The organism is Rhodococcus opacus (assembly GCF_012396235.1).
Lineage (GTDB): Bacteria > Actinomycetota > Actinomycetes > Mycobacteriales > Mycobacteriaceae > Rhodococcus_F > Rhodococcus_F opacus.
The window spans coordinates 26,653-41,884 of the sequence record NZ_JAAXPA010000028.1 but is presented as its reverse complement, the minus strand read 5'-3'; the positions used below and the strand labels follow the sequence as shown (position 1 = coordinate 41,884).

General features: G+C 65.1%; 21 protein-coding genes, 1 pseudogene and 1 riboswitch. Of the genes and pseudogenes, 9 read left to right on the top strand and 13 right to left on the bottom strand.

Annotation, left to right across the window (positions count from 1 at the left end):
- The first annotated feature begins 34 nt into the window (after positions 1-34).
- Both HGB39_RS29280 and HGB39_RS29275 read left to right on the top strand, forming a co-directional pair.
- On the top strand, positions 35-985 hold the full coding sequence (locus HGB39_RS29280; protein ID WP_005573494.1) for a helix-turn-helix transcriptional regulator: 951 nt from the start codon (positions 35-37) through the stop codon (positions 983-985).
- Between the two features lie 39 nt (positions 986-1,024).
- A complete protein-coding gene (locus HGB39_RS29275; RefSeq protein WP_005244949.1) occupies positions 1,025-1,462 on the top strand; it encodes an OsmC family protein in 438 nt (145 codons plus the stop codon).
- Between the two features lie 10 nt (positions 1,463-1,472).
- Here the strand turns inward: HGB39_RS29275 and HGB39_RS29270 are convergent, their stop codons facing one another.
- Genes HGB39_RS29270 through HGB39_RS29250 form a run of 5 tightly spaced genes read right to left on the bottom strand, consistent with a single transcriptional unit; the run spans position 1,473 to position 3,448 of the window.
- Positions 1,473-1,808 carry an SH3-like domain-containing protein gene (locus HGB39_RS29270; RefSeq protein ID WP_043793481.1) on the bottom strand — a complete coding sequence of 112 codons (336 nt, stop codon included), beginning with the start codon at positions 1,806-1,808 and terminating at the stop codon, positions 1,473-1,475.
- Positions 1,805-2,494, bottom strand: a complete 690-nt coding sequence (gene scnC, locus HGB39_RS29265) for a thiocyanate hydrolase subunit gamma (RefSeq protein WP_005244945.1) — start codon at positions 2,492-2,494, stop codon at positions 1,805-1,807. Before scnC ends, HGB39_RS29270 begins: the two co-directional genes overlap by 4 nt.
- Entirely contained in the window at positions 2,491-2,790 is a 300-nt protein-coding gene (locus HGB39_RS39675; RefSeq protein ID WP_005262167.1) for an SH3-like domain-containing protein, read from the bottom strand. Before HGB39_RS39675 ends, scnC begins: the two co-directional genes overlap by 4 nt.
- Positions 2,787-3,230 (bottom strand): SH3-like domain-containing protein, encoded by a 444-nt coding sequence (locus tag HGB39_RS39670; RefSeq protein ID WP_005573492.1) that lies wholly within the window; start codon positions 3,228-3,230, stop codon positions 2,787-2,789. The genes HGB39_RS39675 and HGB39_RS39670 overlap by 4 nt, the downstream gene beginning before the upstream one ends.
- A 23-nt stretch (positions 3,231-3,253) precedes the next feature.
- Positions 3,254-3,448 carry a CbtB domain-containing protein gene (locus HGB39_RS29250; protein ID WP_005573491.1) on the bottom strand — a complete coding sequence of 65 codons (195 nt, stop codon included), beginning with the start codon at positions 3,446-3,448 and terminating at the stop codon, positions 3,254-3,256.
- Between the two features lie 236 nt (positions 3,449-3,684).
- On the opposite strand from HGB39_RS29250, the gene HGB39_RS29245 reads away from it, so the two are divergent.
- Positions 3,685-4,350, top strand: a complete 666-nt coding sequence (locus tag HGB39_RS29245; protein ID WP_005573490.1) for a DsbA family oxidoreductase — start codon at positions 3,685-3,687, stop codon at positions 4,348-4,350.
- On the opposite strand, the gene HGB39_RS29240 is transcribed toward HGB39_RS29245, so the two are convergent.
- Complete coding sequence (locus tag HGB39_RS29240) at positions 4,347-4,802, bottom strand: hypothetical protein (protein WP_005573489.1); 456 nt, start codon at positions 4,800-4,802, stop codon at positions 4,347-4,349. The two genes, HGB39_RS29245 and HGB39_RS29240, sit on opposite strands and share 4 nt — an antisense overlap.
- Before the next feature lie 142 nt (positions 4,803-4,944).
- On the opposite strand from HGB39_RS29240, the gene HGB39_RS29235 reads away from it, so the two are divergent.
- Positions 4,945-5,886: a DUF5996 family protein gene (locus tag HGB39_RS29235; protein WP_043793480.1), complete on the top strand. Its 942-nt coding sequence runs from the start codon at positions 4,945-4,947 to the stop codon at positions 5,884-5,886.
- Between the two features lie 16 nt (positions 5,887-5,902).
- Here the strand turns inward: HGB39_RS29235 and HGB39_RS29230 are convergent, their stop codons facing one another.
- The 3 genes from HGB39_RS29230 to HGB39_RS29220 form a co-directional block, all read right to left on the bottom strand.
- Entirely contained in the window at positions 5,903-6,697 is a 795-nt protein-coding gene (locus HGB39_RS29230) for a CbtA family protein (RefSeq protein WP_005262174.1), read from the bottom strand.
- Positions 6,688-6,882 (bottom strand): CbtB domain-containing protein, encoded by a 195-nt coding sequence (locus HGB39_RS29225; RefSeq protein ID WP_005244930.1) that lies wholly within the window; start codon positions 6,880-6,882, stop codon positions 6,688-6,690. The genes HGB39_RS29230 and HGB39_RS29225 overlap by 10 nt, the downstream gene beginning before the upstream one ends.
- Before the next feature lie 23 nt (positions 6,883-6,905).
- Positions 6,906-7,038: riboswitch (cobalamin riboswitch) on the bottom strand.
- Positions 7,039-7,089: 51 nt separating this feature from the next.
- A complete protein-coding gene (locus HGB39_RS29220) occupies positions 7,090-7,404 on the bottom strand; it encodes an antibiotic biosynthesis monooxygenase family protein (protein WP_005573487.1) in 315 nt (104 codons plus the stop codon).
- A gap of 32 nt (positions 7,405-7,436) precedes the next feature.
- On the opposite strand from HGB39_RS29220, the gene HGB39_RS29215 reads away from it, so the two are divergent.
- Positions 7,437-8,192 carry an alpha/beta fold hydrolase gene (locus tag HGB39_RS29215; RefSeq protein WP_005573486.1) on the top strand — a complete coding sequence of 252 codons (756 nt, stop codon included), beginning with the start codon at positions 7,437-7,439 and terminating at the stop codon, positions 8,190-8,192.
- Between the two features lie 60 nt (positions 8,193-8,252).
- The gene (locus HGB39_RS29210; protein ID WP_005573485.1) at positions 8,253-8,711 is read left to right on the top strand and encodes a helix-turn-helix domain-containing protein; all 459 of its coding nucleotides are present in this window, start codon (positions 8,253-8,255) and stop codon (positions 8,709-8,711) included.
- Between the two features lies 1 nt (position 8,712).
- On the opposite strand, the gene HGB39_RS29205 is transcribed toward HGB39_RS29210, so the two are convergent.
- Positions 8,713-8,880: a hypothetical protein gene (locus HGB39_RS29205; RefSeq protein ID WP_155755962.1), complete on the bottom strand. Its 168-nt coding sequence runs from the start codon at positions 8,878-8,880 to the stop codon at positions 8,713-8,715.
- Positions 8,881-9,093: 213 nt separating this feature from the next.
- Here HGB39_RS29205 and HGB39_RS29200 point away from each other — a divergent pair, with 213 nt between their 5' ends.
- The 3 genes from HGB39_RS29200 to HGB39_RS29190 all read left to right on the top strand — a co-directional run bounded on the left by HGB39_RS29200 (position 9,094) and on the right by HGB39_RS29190 (position 11,799).
- A complete protein-coding gene (locus HGB39_RS29200; RefSeq protein ID WP_120659835.1) occupies positions 9,094-9,351 on the top strand; it encodes a hypothetical protein in 258 nt (85 codons plus the stop codon).
- A gap of 143 nt (positions 9,352-9,494) precedes the next feature.
- Complete coding sequence (locus HGB39_RS29195) at positions 9,495-10,514, top strand: methyltransferase (protein ID WP_005262179.1); 1,020 nt, start codon at positions 9,495-9,497, stop codon at positions 10,512-10,514.
- Between the two features lie 58 nt (positions 10,515-10,572).
- Entirely contained in the window at positions 10,573-11,799 is a 1,227-nt protein-coding gene (locus HGB39_RS29190) for an ATP-grasp domain-containing protein (protein WP_005573483.1), read from the top strand.
- On the opposite strand, the pseudogene HGB39_RS29185 reads toward HGB39_RS29190, so the two are convergent.
- From HGB39_RS29185 to HGB39_RS29175, 3 genes and pseudogenes are all read right to left on the bottom strand, one after another.
- Positions 11,754-12,931 (bottom strand): annotated as a pseudogene (locus HGB39_RS29185) (zinc ribbon domain-containing protein); the annotation flags it as partial. The gene HGB39_RS29190 and the pseudogene HGB39_RS29185 overlap by 46 nt on opposite strands.
- A gap of 97 nt (positions 12,932-13,028) precedes the next feature.
- Positions 13,029-14,288, bottom strand: a complete 1,260-nt coding sequence (locus HGB39_RS29180) for an ATP-grasp domain-containing protein (RefSeq protein WP_005572530.1) — start codon at positions 14,286-14,288, stop codon at positions 13,029-13,031.
- 125 nt (positions 14,289-14,413) lie between these two features.
- Positions 14,414-15,232 carry an aminotransferase class IV gene (locus HGB39_RS29175; protein WP_005262186.1) on the bottom strand — a complete coding sequence of 273 codons (819 nt, stop codon included), beginning with the start codon at positions 15,230-15,232 and terminating at the stop codon, positions 14,414-14,416.

Genomic DNA, 15,232 nt, shown 5'->3' with positions numbered 1-15,232 from the left:
ATCTTCTGTCATGTATTTCTGACAGACTTTTCCCATGCGCGCCGACCGCCTGCTCTCGCTCGTCCTCCTGCTCCGCAACCGCGGGCGAATGTCGGCGTCGGCGCTGGCCCGCGAACTCGAGGTGTCCCCGCGCACCGTGCTGCGGGACATCGACGCATTGTCGACGGCGGGGATACCTGTGTACGCCGAACGCGGCCGTGACGGCGGCTTCGGGTTGCTGCCGGGATTCACCACCGACCTCACAGGCCTGACTGTCGACGAGGCCAAGGCCCTGCTGGCGGCCGGCTCGGCGGTGATGTCGGAATCACTGGGCATGGCGCCGGCGTTCGCGTCGGCGATGCGCAAGGTGGTGGCGGCGATGCCGGACGCGCACCGGGCCGCGGCGACGAAGGTGGCGGAGCGGGTGTTCGTCACCCAGGGAACGTGGCTGTCCGATCCGGAACCGGTCGACGATCACCTCGGGCTGATCCAGCAGGCGGTGTTCGTGGGCCGGCGGCTGAGCATCCTCTACCCGTCGCGGGGCAACGATGTGGTGTGGCGCGTCATCGACCCGCAGGGCCTCATCCATGCGGCGGGACGGTGGTATCTGGTGGCGACGGACGCCGGCCGCGACCGGACGTACCGGCTCGAGCGGATCGAGGACGTCCGTGAACTCGACGAGCCGGCGCAGAGATCGGCCGACATCGACCTCGCCGCGATCTGGGAGCGTCGCCGTTCGGCGTTCCGGGCGCGCGGGACACCGGTGGTCGCCGATGTTCTCGTGCACCGTGAGCGTCGCGACGACCTGGTGGAGCGTGCCTATGCCGTCCGATCCGAGCAGTCGGTCGACGGCGACCGGGTGCGCCTGGAAGTGGTGTTCGGCGACGACTCCCACGCACGCGGGGTTCTGTGGGCGTTCGGTGAGGACGCGGAAGTGCTGGCACCGGACGCTCTGCGGGCCGCCCTGCGTTCCCGCGCGCTGCGGATGGCCGCCCGGTACGAGTAGGTTCGACACGTAAACCGAAGAACCACGAGAGGATGTGGCATGCCGACACGTACCGCACGGACCGCTTGGAACGGATCGCTCGAACAGGGAAGCGGCCAGGTGGAACTCACCAGTTCCGGTGTCGCGACGTTCGACGTCTCGTTCCCCAAGCGGGCGGCCGAAGAGGCGGGGGGAACCACCAGCCCGGAGGAGCTGATCGCCGCGGCGCATTCCTCCTGCTACGCGATGCAGCTGTCCGCACTCATCGCAGAGGCAGGCGGCACCCCGCAGAGCCTCGAGGTGAAGGCGGATGTCTCACTCGGACCGGACAACCCGGGTTTCAAGCTCACCGGCATCAAGCTGACGGTCCGCGGCGAGGTGGACGGTCTCGACGCCGACGGCTTCGCGAAGGCCGCTCAGGCCGCCAAGGAGTCGTGCCCCGTGAGCAAGGCGCTCACCGGAGTCGAGATCACGCTGGACGCGGCACTCGAGTCCTGAGTGCGGCCGGCTACCGACGGTTGAACCGTGCCCGCACTTCCTCCATCTTCGCCTGGAGTTCGTCTGGGCTGATGACGCCCTTGTCCATCAACGCGTGAGCGGTGGCGACGACGGACCGGGAGCGGACGGGGAAGTCGCGGTAGACGGTTTCGCCCAGCTGGTCCTCGGTGTGGCGCCTGTCGAGATTGTCCCAGGCGCCACGCCAGGACAGGCATTCCGCGGTGGCCTGCATGCTCGATTCCCACGGGTCGGGCTTGCGGTCGAGGTCCGGCAGCGTCACGTCGTCGCGGGTCGTCTCCGGCGTCAGCGTGTTCAGGATGACGTCGTATGCCTTGTCCGTCATCATCGCGCGGTTCCTCCGTTGTCCGAGGGTGGTGTGGTCGCAGTCCAATCGACCTGTGGGACGGCAACACCGATCATGGTGTCGCGGGTGACGATCGACGCCAGTTGTTCCTCGCTCCACCCCTCGGTTCCCTCGGGGCGCATCGGCATCACCATGAACCGTGATTTCTGGTTCGAATCATGCACGCGCACTTCGACATCCGACGGGAAGTGCAAGCCGAACTCCGCGATTACCTCGCGGGGCCAGCGCACCAACCGGCGGCGATAGTTGGGGGTGCGGTACCAGTCCGGAGACATACCGAGAACGGGCCGCGGATAGCACGAACACAACGTGCAGACGATGACGTTGTGGACCTTCGGGGTGTTCTCCAGCACGTAGAAGTACGTGTAGTCGCTCGGCGTGCCCGATCCGGTCGGGTCGCGCCAGTCGATCCCCACTTCTTTGCAGGTTTCGGTGCCGTCGGCCAGCAGCCGCTTCTTGAATTCCGGGTCGACCCACGCTTTCGCGACCAATTTCGAACCACCCGAGGGCCCTACCGATTCGGCCCATTCGGAGAAGCGGCGGTGATCCTCCCGGGAGAACAGTCCGTGTTCGATGGACAGTTCCCGAATGGCGGTCTCCAGGATCTCGAACTCGCTGACCTCCTCCGAGGCCTGGATCGGGGCGTGATCGTCGTGCGAATGCGTCATGTGTCCGCCTCTCCTGCCGGCTCGAGCCACCGCTCGGAGCACTCGGTTTCCAACGTGTCGATCTCGAATCCGGTGTAGCGGGGCCAGAGGTCGGTCTGCCGGAAGCGGACGACGTAGAACGGCTCGGTCCGGCCGTCTTCCACGCGACCCCACGCCTCGTCCTCGGGAATCACCCACTCCGGGCGGTGCTCGACGACGACTCCGGTGCGCCCGCGGATGAATGCCTGGGTTCGGGTGTGGAACATCGAGGTCGCGTCCTTGACGGTGACCCGGTCGCCGATCTCGAACTTCGTCATGACCGGCCTCCGGTCGCGTTCCCGCCACCCGACCGGGCCCGGACCTCGTCGATCTTGGCGGAGAGTTCGTCGGGCGTGATCAGGCCCTTGTTGATGAGCGTCTTGGCGGCCACCGTGATCCACCGCGCGTAGTACGGCAACCCGAAGTACAGCGTTGCGCCCAGGTCGTTCTCGGCGCGGCGGCGCTCCTCGGAGTTCCACACACCGCGCCATCCGAGGCATTCGCACGTCACGTACGTACTCATCTCCCAGTCCTCTTCGACCTTCTCCTCGTACTTGACGGGAAGGGCGGCCTGGCCGCCGACGTCGTGGAGAACGTGTCGCAACGCGTCGAACGCGGAATTGGACAGGTAATACGGCGAATCCATCTCTGCGTGATGGATCGGGCCGTACTCCGCGACCCTGTTCGCCTGTGCTTCGAAATCTGCTGGAGAGTTCATCGCGTGCTCCGGTGGTGGTGGAACTAGTGACAGGGAACTCCCAGGAGATGGCGGCCGTCGTGCATCAATTCGTGCAGGTACATGCCACTTCGGGAGATCGAACCCTGGTCGAATCCGACCAGGTAGAGGGTGAGCAGGGCGAGCAGGACGACTCCGACGGCGATCAGCACGATTCCGAGTGACTCGACGGACTTGCTCGGTGAGGAGACGTAAACCATGGCTACTCCTGGAGGAGTTCGGGTTCCGCAACTGTCGGCCGTCGATTGTCCGGGCATCGCGACGAGCGCCCCTTGCTCAGCGGCACGATCGATACGACGTTACTCTCGCCGTGTCGATTCCATCACCGTACCGTTCGGTCGAATCCGGCGTGCGGAAATGCAGCGCGGCGAACCAAGACAAACACCGTGTCGAACCCGGCGGAACAGAATGCACCGGCGATTCGTTCCACTGAACTGTGACGACACAGCAGAACACCGACGGCGACATCGAGATCGAGATCTGGTCCGACGTCGCCTGCCCCTGGTGCTACATCGGCAAGCACCGTTTCCTGTCGGCCCTCGCGGAGTTCGAGGGGCGCGACCGGGTGAACGTGGTGTGGCGGTCGTATCAGCTGTCGCCGGAGACGCCGGTGGGGGAGCGGCGCAGCGAACTCGACGCCCTGGTGGAGAGCAAGGGCATGCCTGCCGAGCAGGTCCGTCAGATGTTCGGACACGTTGCGCGCACGGCGGCCGGCGAGGGGCTGAGTCTCGACTTCGACACCGTGATCGCCGCCAACACCTTCGACGCCCACCGGTTGATCCACCTGGCGGGCGACGAGCGAGATGCCGTGGTAGAGGAACTGTTCCGCGCCCACTTCGGTGCGGGAGCCGTGATCGACGATCGCGAGGTGCTCGTCGAGATCGCGTCGCGGGCCGGGCTCGACGCCGACACCGTCCGCGCCGAACTCGAATCCGATGCCGGTGCGGACGCGGTCCGCGCCGACCTCGAGACCGCCCGTCGACTGCAGGTGTCGGCGGTGCCGTTCTTCGTCGCCAACCGCCGCGTCGCCGTGTCCGGCGCGCAGCCGAAGGACGTGTTCCTGCAGCTTCTGACGCAGGCGGGCGCGGCGCCGGTGAACTAGCGGCGCGTGAAGTACCGGTTGGCGTCGGGCCGGAACATGAGTGCCACCGCCGCGATCACCGCCACGAGATGGGTGAGCCGGGCGGTCGCGATCACCGCGGCGTCGAGCGTCAGACCCGCGACGGCGGACATCGGGTCGTTGCCGGCGGACAGCCAGGCGAGCGGCTCCATCACGAGCGAAGCGACGCCGAAGACGCCGAGACCGATCGCGAGAGTGTTCCGCGCCCACGCCCCGCCACTGCGGAAACGGGTCATGACGAACAGCACCGCGCCGTAGACGACGACGCGGACCGCGAGTTGTCCGGCGAGGCTGCCGACGTCGGCGTCCGGGCCCTCCAATGCCGTCGATGTGTGCGCGATGGCCTCGACCACGCCGGCGAACAGGGCGAGTCCGAGCAGCCAGTACGCGCGCTCGACCGTCTGCGGGACCGAGGGTGCAGTACGAGTGGTCATGTCCCCATGCTGGTATCGGCGACGTCGCGGCACATCACCCCACGGAGTGGAGTTCACCCCTACCCGGGTATCGATGCGACGTGCTTGCCATCACCCCGGACGAGGGGCACATTGAAAGGCACGTCGTCGGCAGGGAGGCACTTTGCGCGAGCAGACACGACCCGGAGATGCATGGCCGGCGTTGAAGGTGGACGACTGGACGTCGACGCGGGACACCCTGCACATGTGGACGCAGATAGTCGGGAAGATCCGCTTGGCCCACGCACCGTTGATCAACCACTGGTGGCAGGTTCCGCTGTACGTGAGCCCCCGCGGTCTCACGACGTCGACAGTCCCGTACGGCACCGACTGCTTCGACATCGAATTCGACTTCGCCGACCATCGACTGGTGATCCGCACGAGTACGGGCGGCACCGGGACGGTTGCCCTCGAACCGAAGTCGGTGGCCGATTTCTATGCGGAGACGATGGCCACGCTGGCCGAACTGGGTGTGGCGACGACGATTCTGGCCCGGCCCAACGAGGTGGACCCCGCCGTCCCGTTCGCGGAGGACAACCAGCACTGTTCGTACGACGGTGAGTCGGTGCACCAGTTCTGGCGGCAGCTCGTGCAGGCGGACCGCGTCCTGCACGAGTTCCGTTCCCATTTCATCGGGAAGGTCAGTCCCGTGCACTTCTTCTGGGGTGCGCTCGACCTGGCCTGCACCCGGTTCTCCGGGCGAACCGCACCGACTCATCCTGGGGGAGCACCGAACTGCGGAGACTGGGTGATGGTCGAGGGCTACTCGCACGAGCTGAGCAGCTGCGGTTTCTGGCCCGGTGGTGGCGTCGAAGGCGCGTTCTACGCGTACGCCTACCCGGAACCGGACGGTTTCGCCGACTACCCGGTCGGGCCCGACGGAGCCTTCTACAGCAAGGAGAACGGACAGTTCCTGCTGCCGTACGAGACCGTCCGAACCGCAGACGATCCCGATGCCGCACTGCTGAAGTTCCTGCACAGCACGTACGACGCGGCGGCCGAGCGGGGTGGCTGGGACCGGGCCGCCCTGGAGGCGGACCCGGCCCGATGGGACGAGTCCCGCTGACGCCCTGACAGGTGGGTCAGGCGACGTTCGCCGACGCGGGCGTCGTGGCCCGGGTGGCACGCTCCGTGAGGAACGCGAATGCCAGTCCGAGAACCAGCCACAACGTGGCCTGCGTCGCGAGTGACGACAGGCGGAACTGCCACAGCAGCTCTGCGGGGAAGTCGTCGCCCACTTCATTGACGGTGGGCAGCACGAGGTAGCCGATGGTCACCACCACGAGGAAGGCGAGAACCGGCGCCGCGATTCGCAGCGACAGGAATTCCTGCGCTGCGACGGCCTTCGCCGCGAAGACGGAGGCCACCACCGCGAGCAGACCCAGCACGACTGCGGCGAGCCACAGCCAGGTGCGCTGAGTGATCGTTTCGGGGTCTCCGACAGCCGGTGGGTTGGCGGGGTACTTGAAGAACGGCACAGCCTCGATTGCCAACCAGCCCAATGTGGCCAATGTCAGACCGAGCAATGGTCCCGACAGCGTCGTCACTCGACGTGCGTAATTCGCGACGACGGCGAAGATCGCTCCCAGAGCCAGGCCCGCGAGGGACGTGGCGAGGAACAGCCCGAAGCGCTGTCCGTCACGGCTGACCAGTGCCTCTTCCTCGTCGTGCGAGTGCCCGGCCGGCTCGGCCGCCTGAGTGGCATCGTGCGAGTGGACTTCGGCTTCGGCGGCGCTGTTCGACTCTTCGATCGCGATGGCCGCATCGATGTGCGACTCACCGAGGACGAACGCGACGCCACCGGCCAGGATGCCTGCGATCAGGCCGGCCAGCAGGCCGCGGATGAGGAGTTTCGCGAAGGAATCGGTCAGTGGCATGGCAGACCCAGGAGGTGGCGGCCGTCGTGCATCAGTTCATGCATGTACATGCCACTGCGCGAAATCGCGCCCTGGTCGAAGCCAACGAGGTAGAGAGCGAGCATCGCGAACAGAACGATCGCGAAAGAGATGACGGCGAGACGGGTCGTGTCGACCGACGAGCCGGGTGCGTAGGCGAGTGCCATAGTTCCTCCTGGGATTTCGCGTCCCCTAGGTCCAGGCGATGGCCGCAGTATCTGGCTGTCGAGGTGGCTCCCGTGAAGGACTACTCCGATTTACAGTGGCGCGACCGCTCCGGGATTGCACCGGATTCCTGCCGAACCATCGCTTTGTCCTGCGAACTTTTGCACCCGGCGGGCCGTCGTGTCAATCCTCCCGCTCGGCCCCGTCTCTCAGCCCTTGGTCGCTGCCGCGACGTCGAGAACGACCTCGAACTCGAGCAGCGAAGCTCCGGACGCCACCGGCTTCTTCTGCTCACCCGCGTGTGCTTCCCGGGCCGGACCGTCGCGCCACGCCGCGAATGCCTCTTCGCTCTCCCACTGGGTGACGACGAAGTAGCGGTTCTCGCCCTTGACGGGGCGCAGAAGCTGGAATCCGAGGAAGCCGGGGGAGTTCTCCACGGCGTGCGCGCGCGCTGCGAAGCGCTTCTCGAGTTCGGGGCCTGCGCCCTCGGGGATTTCGATTGCGTTGATCTTCACCACTGCCATGCGGGCGAGATTACTCCGCTAGCGTCGGAGGGGTGGCAGGTGAGAGTGCGTTGCACGACGAGGGTGGGACGGGGCAGCCGATTCTGCTGTTGCACGGGCTGATGGGCAGCGCGCGGACCTGGGGTCGGCACGTGCCGTGGTTGCGCGAGCACGGCCACGTCTTCACGTTCGACGCCGCAGGTCACGGCAGGCCCGCACCGTCGCGGTTGACGACGGAAGCGTTCGTGGAAGATCTGGCCGCCGTACTCGCGCCTTTCGCCGAGCCGTGGGTGGTGATCGGTCATTCGATGGGCGCCCTGCACGCGTGGTGCCTGGCGGCCGAACACCCCGAGAAGGTGTCGGCGCTCGTGCTCGAAGACATGGCCCCCGACTTCCGGGGCCGGACCGCCGCGGACTGGGCGGCGATGATCTCGAACTGGCCGCAGCCGTTCGCGACCCGGGAAGACCTGTTCGAGTTCTTCGGTCCGGTTGCCGGACAGTACTTCCTGGATTCTTTCGAGAAGCGCGCCGACGGCTGGTACCTGCACGGGGACGTCGACACGTTCCGCGACATCTCCGAGGAGTGGGGCGGCAGGCACTTCTGGGACCAGTGGGCGTCGATCACGATTCCGGCCCTGCTGATCGAGGGGGAGTTCACGATCACCCCCGACGGTCAGATGCGGACCATGGCGGAGCGGCATCCCGGCGCCGAGTACGTCCGCATCGAGCGGGCCGGGCACCTCGTCCACGACGACCAACCGGAGCAGTACCGGAAAGTGGTCGAGGCATTCCTCGACGGGCTGGGCTGAGAGCTACCTCGTCCTCTGCGCAGGAGATTGTGTTCGTTTTTTTCGCTTTATGGTTGAGGTATGGCCGCTCTGATGAACCACACGGTGTTGCCGCCGGGCGCCGACGATCGGGACCTTCTCACCGCGTTGAAGTATGTTATCGCTGGTCAGGATGATGTGACGATCTCGACTCCGGAGGGTTCGGCGCCGTTGCCGGACAGTGTCCGGAGGCTGCTCGTCGACGCGGTCACGACTCTGGATCGGGGGCAGGCGGTGACGGTGGAGCCGCATCGGACGGTGTTGACGACGCAGGAGGCCGCGGAACTGCTGGGCATTTCCCGGCCGACGTTGGTGCGGTTGCTGGAGGCCGGGAAGATTCCGTACTCGTCGCCGGGCAGGCACCGGCGGGTGGAGTTGGCGGACGTGCGGGCCTTTCGACAACACGAGCGCGCGCGACGCGGTCAAGTGTTCGAGGAGATGGCGCACGAGGAAACCCCAGACCCCGGCGACGCCGCTGACGGCTTCGTCTCGACCCGTTGATCTAGGGGCAGGGCAACCGGTGGCTGCCTGTCGGGTAGTTCTCGACGCGTGCGTCCGGCTTCTTCAGCTGACCGACGAGCAGATCGACTCGTTGCCGCTCGAGGTGCGGCAGACGTACCGGCAGCTTCGTGCGGTGGATCCGGCCGAACTGGTGCGGTTTCTCGGGCATACAGATCTGGTGAATGCGGCGTGGGCATTCCTGATGCCGGTGTGTGTGGACGGGGCGAACTCAACCGGTCGATATGGCCGAACGTGGATCCCGACTTCCGGGCGGTACTGGCGCAGAAGTGGGTGTGTGCAACCACTATCAGATGACTGTTGACGGTGGGATGGTGAGGCGGTTGAGGCGGCCCTTGCCGGGCCGCCGGATCATCCGCTGTGGGTGCATTTCGAGCGCGTGCATGTGCGGTCGTTCGGGGCGATGCTGCCAGATCCGGCGACGTGGGGAATCGGTTCAGCCACCAGGATGGTCGCCCCGGGGGTCGAGGCGCTCTACGTACTCGACGCCTCGGCGCTGGAGGGCGGTCTGTGGCAGCCGAACGATCCCCGGTACGTGTGCCCGGTCCTCATGCATCTCGTCGACGGGCGTTGGCTGGTGCGAAATCTGGGGTCGGAATCGGACCCTGCGATTACCACCTGAACCTACGTGGTGCGGGCGGGGGTGGATGGTTGCCAGCCCCTGGGTATCTATCGCGCGACGCGCTGAAACCTCACGCTGGTTGAACGCCCGGGAGTCCGGGAGTTCCACGTATTGCTGTACTCCACGACCTTTCGAAGGCGCACATGTATTTCGACTTCCGTGACAAGCCCGACCGTCTCTGTGTCAAAGAAATGGTTCATGGCTACAACATATCCAGCTGCTTGTTCGTAGCCGTCGAGCTGGAGCTCGCCGATCTGCTGGCGGGGGGCCCAATGGCGCTTGCCGACCTCGCCCAACGAAGCGGCACTGATCCCGATGCGCTGAAGCGGATCCTCCGCCTACTCATGAGCGCGGGGATCTTCTCCGTGGACGAGCATGACAGATGCGCACTCACGCCGCGAGCCGAATTCTTGCGCAGGGATAATCCGGAATCGATCGCAAGCGAGGTGGAGCTCTTTGCCGGCGCAGAAACGTACCTGGCCTGGAGCGAGCTGCTCCAATGCGCACGTACGGGACAGACAGGATTCGGCCAGTTCTTCGGCAAATCCCTCTTCGACTACCTGGCCGAGCACCCCGACTCCGCCCAGCGCTTCCATCTGGGCTGGCACGAGATCTCGATCCGCGCCGGTCTCGAGACCGCGGAAGCGATCGATTTTACGGACAATCGGCACGTCGTCGATGTCGGCGGTGGCTACGGCATCGTGACCGCCCAGCTGTTGCGCAAATACGATCATCTGCGGGGCACGATTTACGACCTGGAGTTCTCGCTGGCCAGGGCCGGTCACACCTTGCGGGAATATGGCGTCGATGAGCGGTGTGGCATTGTGCCCGGCGACGGTTTCACAGAGGTGCCTGGCGGGGGCGACGTCCACCTGCTCAAGAGCGTTCTCCACACGATGAACGACGACGACTCGGTACGCGTCCTCATCAATTGCGCGAACGCACTCGCGCCCGGCGGCAGGATCCTGGTCCTGGAGCGGGTGATCAGCGAGGATGGCGGATACGTCTGGGGAAATGTGGTGGACGTCGCCATGCTGGTCATGACGGGCGGCCGGGAGCGAACGATTCAGGACTACGCGCGCCTATACGAGCGCGCAGGCCTCGAACTCACCGGCAGTACGCTCCTGCCCTGCGGCTTCAGCGCAATCGAGGGCCGGAAGTGAGACCGGCCGGACGAGCGCGACCTCCGGGAATCAGCGGACCTCGAGGAGGTGGGTCGGCATGGCTCACATTTTGATCGTCGGCGGACATGACGAGACTTTCCGAATGATCGAAGATCTACCGGTCGAGCTGTCTGTGTTTCAGAATTCCGAATCGGTCACCGCGCGGCAGGCCAGACGCGCCCACCGGCTGTGCGTATTCGACTACCGCAACCAGGCAGAGGCGCTCAGCATGGCGCAGGAGCTGCACGAGGTTAAACCCGTCGATGCCGTCGTGTCATTCACCGAGCATGGCCTCATGCCGGCCGCCGTGATCAAAGAGGCATTGGGCATCAAGGGCAATGCGCGGAAAGCCGTCCGGTTGACCCGCGACAAGATCGCCATGCGCGAGCACCTGGCCGGCCGTGATCTCGGAGCTGTGCTGACCCGAAGCTGCGATTCGGCCTCCGAGGTACGGAGCTTTCTTCAGTCAGTGGGCGGCCCGATCATCGTCAAGCCGGCTGAAGGCGCCGGCAGCTCCGGTGTTCTTCGCGTCTCCAGCCTTGACCAGGTCGAATCCGCATTCGCCTGCTCTCGCGGCGAGTACCCCGGGCCGACCCTCGTCGAAGAGTTCATCGACGGCCCCGAATACAGCGTCGAATCCTTCACCACGGATGGCCGGCACGACATCATCGCGGTGACCGCAAAAACCACCACCGGCCCGCCACGGTATATCGAAACCGGTCATCTGATGCCGGCCGTGCTCGCGGCATCGGCCCTTGCCGAGCTCCGCGGTCTCGTCACCGATTTCCTCAGTTCGATCGGTCATTCCTTTGGGCCGGCCCATACCGAAGTGCGTATCGGTTCGGCCGGGCCACGGATCATCGAGGGCAATACCCGTCCTGGAGGCGATTTCATTTGGGAGCTGGTGCACCGTGCGATGGGTCGCGATCTGGTCCGGGAGTCGATCTGTCATCTTGCCGGGCTGCCGCCGCAATCGCGAGCACCCGGGCGCGGTGCAGGCTGCGTCGCATTCTTTGGTTACGAGAATGTGGTGATCGAACGCGTGCAGGGCATCGAAGCCGCGCGTCAGGCCGAGGGGGTCATCCGGTTGCAGTGTTCTCTCGAACCAGGGCAACACCTCGGTCCGCTCCGGTCCTCTGCGGATCGTCAAGGTGTCATAGTCGCGGTCGGCACTGATCTCGTGGACGCCGAGCGCCGGTTGGCTGAGGCGCAGGCTCGGATTCGGGTGGAGACGAGCGTCTACGTAGATCTCGTACTATCTGCCACTGGTGTGGCTGATGGTTGAGATGTACGTGTGTCACGGCTACCCGCATCACCGTGTGGTGGTGTGGGTTGGACCGTGTCCCACACCGACGCTTCGGGTGCAGGAACATGCTGTTTCGGAGTCACCCCCGCCCGCGGTGTGACGGTGCGGAGGCTGCGGCGAACCCGGCGATGCCGCGGCCGACGCGGTGTCGGACTGGTCTTGTCCCGGAACTTTCGGACCGGCGCGTGCTCGGCGACCCGGACCGCGGGCAGCTGCCCCCGCCGCCGGGTCACTTTGTTCTTACCGAGCAGCGCGCGTGTGGCCAGGTTCACCCCGGCAATCTGGTCGCGGTTGCCGCCGACCAGGCAGCGGGGACACCATGCGGTGTGACAGCCGCCGGGGCGGGTGAGCGGTTCGTCGCACCCCGGACACTGTGCCGAGGATCCGCGGGCGGGCACCGTGACCACCGCGACACCCACACCCGCGGCGGTGTGCGTGAGGGCGGCGGTCGCATTACGGCGGGCGGACTGCGCGGGCCCGGTTGTTGTTGACTCGTCCGTGTCCGCGGGTCTCGAGGGTGGTGAGGTCCTCGACCGCGATCACCTGCGCACCCGCGGTGGCGGCGTAGTCGGTGACCTGGCGGGCGAAGTGGAATCCCAGTTCCCGGTTGATCTTGCCCCGTTTGACGCCCACCGCAGTCCGATGCACGTTGAGGACGGCGATCTTCCCCTCGAGTTGGGCGCGGACCTCGGGTTCGGCGACGGCCAGCCGCGTCAACCGGGCCGCCTTGCGGTGCAGCATCTGGCCTTCGGTCTGTAGGCGGGCCAGTGTGATTCCGAGGCCGCGGTCGTCGTACGTCCAGCCCCGGTAATCCGACGACAACCCGGCCGGGCCGTCAGCGGTGATGGCGGCGGCGCCGAGTGTGGACGGGGACCAGTCGACCCCGACCGCGACCGTGCTGGCCATCAGATCGGCGGCGGGGACGAGTTCGGTCGCGGCGCACCGCAACAACAGACCCCGGCGGTCGAGGACGAGGGTCGGCAGATGCCAGTCGGTGATCGCCCGGCCGTGCAGGTGTGCGGGGATGGCGGCGGTCAGCCGGACCCGCCGCCACTGCGCCCGCCCCCGCCGGGGCCGAGCAGGTCGGCAGCTTAACCGTCAACACCAACCGATACGCAGAGAAGGCAACCGGCCTTCCGGCGGCGACCTTGCGCACCCCAATGACCGACAACCCACGTATTTACCGAGCAGATTTACGTTCTGTCCGGTCAGCCAGGTGTGGGGCATTGCGTGGGTTGCTCAATCGGTACGACTTGCACGGTCGTCAGGATTTCGCGAATGAGTGAGGTCACTTCAGAGCTCGACCGGCCGGCGACGATACCGCTGACGGGCAATTCGAAATCGAAATAGCTCACGGTCTCCGGAAGAGAAGCGCCCGCATCCAGCTCCTTCCATCGAACAACGTCTGGGTGGGCCTGAAACCGTTCTCCACCCGATATCGCGCAGTACCGCGACGGAAGCAGGTGACCCGGGAACATGAAATCCCCGTAGACCGTACTGCTCGCCGTACTTTCGAACCACCGTTTCAGTGGATTGATTTCGAGAGGTGACCAATCGAGGTTGCAGGCCAAACCGGCCGCGACCAAGTCGATGCCTGTGGCAAGCCGGAATGTCTCCTTGATATGTCCGCCGCCAGGGCGGGCGCCGACCTCCAGGAAAACCATTCCATCTGCGGCCTCGATCATTTCGAGATGGAATGGGCCATTGTCGATACCCACGGCCCGAAGGTACTCGACCGCTACCTTGCAACGCCCACCGTCGTCGTCGACTTGAATCGATCCCTGCGGAACTCCCTGGGCAAACTCGAGGCAAGTGCCCAGATATCTGCTGGCGATGATCGCCACCGGCGCACCGGCAAGCATCACGCCATCGAAGTGGAAGATCGGCCCCTCCACATATTCTTCGAGCTGGAAGCGTTCCGGATCCCAGTCCTCCAGACCCGTAGGGTGGTTGAGGATCGCACTGCCGGCGTCAGCGTAGGTGGCGAAGACGACAACATCCTTGCTGGCGGTTCCATCGAGTGGTTTGAGCACCGTCTTCCCAGCCCACGGAGTGACATCGGCGGACGAAGCGGTGAGCGCCTCATCGCAGCGAACAAATCTGGGCACGCGAAGTCCGCATCCTGCGACTGCGGCTTTCATCGCTATCTTGTCGTTCACGATGTGGACCTGCTCCGGTGATACTCCTTCTATTCCGAGGCTCCGTCTTATCTGCGCTGCCTCCATCATCTCGTATTGGGAGACGCTGATGACTCGGTCGAAGGCATCGTCGGGGGAGAACAGGGTGCGAACTTCCTCGGCCAGACCTGCTCGACCCGGGCGTTCAACCCTCGTGCAAGGAAGGTCGGGCGGCACGGTCGCAAGTTGCGCGCTCGAGCCCACGTAGACGACATCGTGAATTCCATGATCGATTACACGATGGTATTCGATGAAGGAATACGGAACGCGATGGAGAATGAGCAGTTTCATTCAGAAGACCCCGCTGGATGGAATATCGTTCGGCGAAATGGACTTTCACCTTCCAGTACTATCCCGGTCCGACGGCCGTGAAGCTAGGAACCCTGGGGGGAAGGTTTACCCACCTTGCTTGTTTGTCATCGGATCGCGGACCGGCCGTTGGTCAAGTGTCGATACTCGGTTGCAATCGCATCGACCACTGCGGACTTCGCATACCGGATCTCGTCGATGCCGGAAACCTCCATGATTTCGATCGCAGTCCCGCACAGAAATGCGGCGTCGAACGATCCGATCTCGCCGTAGGCGATGTCGCGTTCCGTTACCGAGAGCTTCAGTCGCGGACACAGCTCATCGATTATCACCCTTCGGGTAATCCCGTCGAGGGCCAATTCGGCAGTCGGCGTGAACAATGCGTTCCCCTTGACGAAGAACACGTTCGAGCCGCTCGACTCGCACACAGCGTCGGCTGTCGAGAGGAAGAGCACGTCATCGTAGCCGTCGGCCCGCCCGCGGTGGCTCAAGTAGCTCAACGCGTAGGTAGACGACGTCTTCGCCTGATACGGGTGACAGGAGGCGGGTGCACGCCGCCACGTTGCCGTCGACAGCCGATATTGCTCCGCGGCCGAATTCGAAGGAAAGGGCAGGGCAAACAGGACCACCTTGCTGGAAGAGCCCTGCGCCTTGAAACTCACATCGGTGTCGTCATAGAAGACCAAGCACTTGATGTACGCATCGGCCAGATCGTTGGCCCTCACCAATTCGTGGCAAGCGTCGGCCAAGTCCGCATTCGAATAGTGCACGGTGTGCCCGAACAACTCGGCGGACCGCCGCAACCTCGCTATGTGGTCGTCGCATTTGAAGATGCTGCCGCCGTACGTGCGGATACCGTCGAACACCGACGTGGCATACGACAACCCATGGGTGGCAGGTGACAGGATCACCTCGTCGAATCGCAC

What these genes read in the sequence shown, in the direction of transcription:
- HGB39_RS29275 (WP_005244949.1), top strand. Translation starts at nt 1,025, where the DNA reads ATGCCGACACGTACCGCACGGACCGCTTGGAACGGATCGCTCGAACAG.
- HGB39_RS39670 (WP_005573492.1), bottom strand. Translation starts at nt 3,230, where the DNA reads ATGAACTCTCCAGCAGATTTCGAAGCACAGGCGAACAGGGTCGCGGAG.
- HGB39_RS29240 (WP_005573489.1), bottom strand. Translation starts at nt 4,802, where the DNA reads ATGACCACTCGTACTGCACCCTCGGTCCCGCAGACGGTCGAGCGCGCG.
- HGB39_RS29195 (WP_005262179.1), top strand. Translation starts at nt 9,495, where the DNA reads ATGTATTTCGACTTCCGTGACAAGCCCGACCGTCTCTGTGTCAAAGAA.
- HGB39_RS29225 (WP_005244930.1), bottom strand. Translation starts at nt 6,882, where the DNA reads ATGGCACTCGCCTACGCACCCGGCTCGTCGGTCGACACGACCCGTCTC.
- HGB39_RS29270 (WP_043793481.1), bottom strand. Translation starts at nt 1,808, where the DNA reads ATGATGACGGACAAGGCATACGACGTCATCCTGAACACGCTGACGCCG.
- HGB39_RS29180 (WP_005572530.1), bottom strand. Translation starts at nt 14,288, where the DNA reads ATGAAACTGCTCATTCTCCATCGCGTTCCGTATTCCTTCATCGAATAC.
- HGB39_RS29205 (WP_155755962.1), bottom strand. Translation starts at nt 8,880, where the DNA reads ATGCCCGAGAAACCGCACCAGTTCGGCCGGATCCACCGCACGAAGCTG.
- HGB39_RS29250 (WP_005573491.1), bottom strand. Translation starts at nt 3,448, where the DNA reads ATGGTTTACGTCTCCTCACCGAGCAAGTCCGTCGAGTCACTCGGAATC.
- HGB39_RS29190 (WP_005573483.1), top strand. Translation starts at nt 10,573, where the DNA reads ATGGCTCACATTTTGATCGTCGGCGGACATGACGAGACTTTCCGAATG.
- scnC (WP_005244945.1), bottom strand. Translation starts at nt 2,494, where the DNA reads ATGACGCATTCGCACGACGATCACGCCCCGATCCAGGCCTCGGAGGAG.
- HGB39_RS39675 (WP_005262167.1), bottom strand. Translation starts at nt 2,790, where the DNA reads ATGACGAAGTTCGAGATCGGCGACCGGGTCACCGTCAAGGACGCGACC.
- HGB39_RS29210 (WP_005573485.1), top strand. Translation starts at nt 8,253, where the DNA reads ATGGCCGCTCTGATGAACCACACGGTGTTGCCGCCGGGCGCCGACGAT.
- HGB39_RS29220 (WP_005573487.1), bottom strand. Translation starts at nt 7,404, where the DNA reads ATGGCAGTGGTGAAGATCAACGCAATCGAAATCCCCGAGGGCGCAGGC.
- HGB39_RS29280 (WP_005573494.1), top strand. Translation starts at nt 35, where the DNA reads ATGCGCGCCGACCGCCTGCTCTCGCTCGTCCTCCTGCTCCGCAACCGC.
- HGB39_RS29230 (WP_005262174.1), bottom strand. Translation starts at nt 6,697, where the DNA reads ATGCCACTGACCGATTCCTTCGCGAAACTCCTCATCCGCGGCCTGCTG.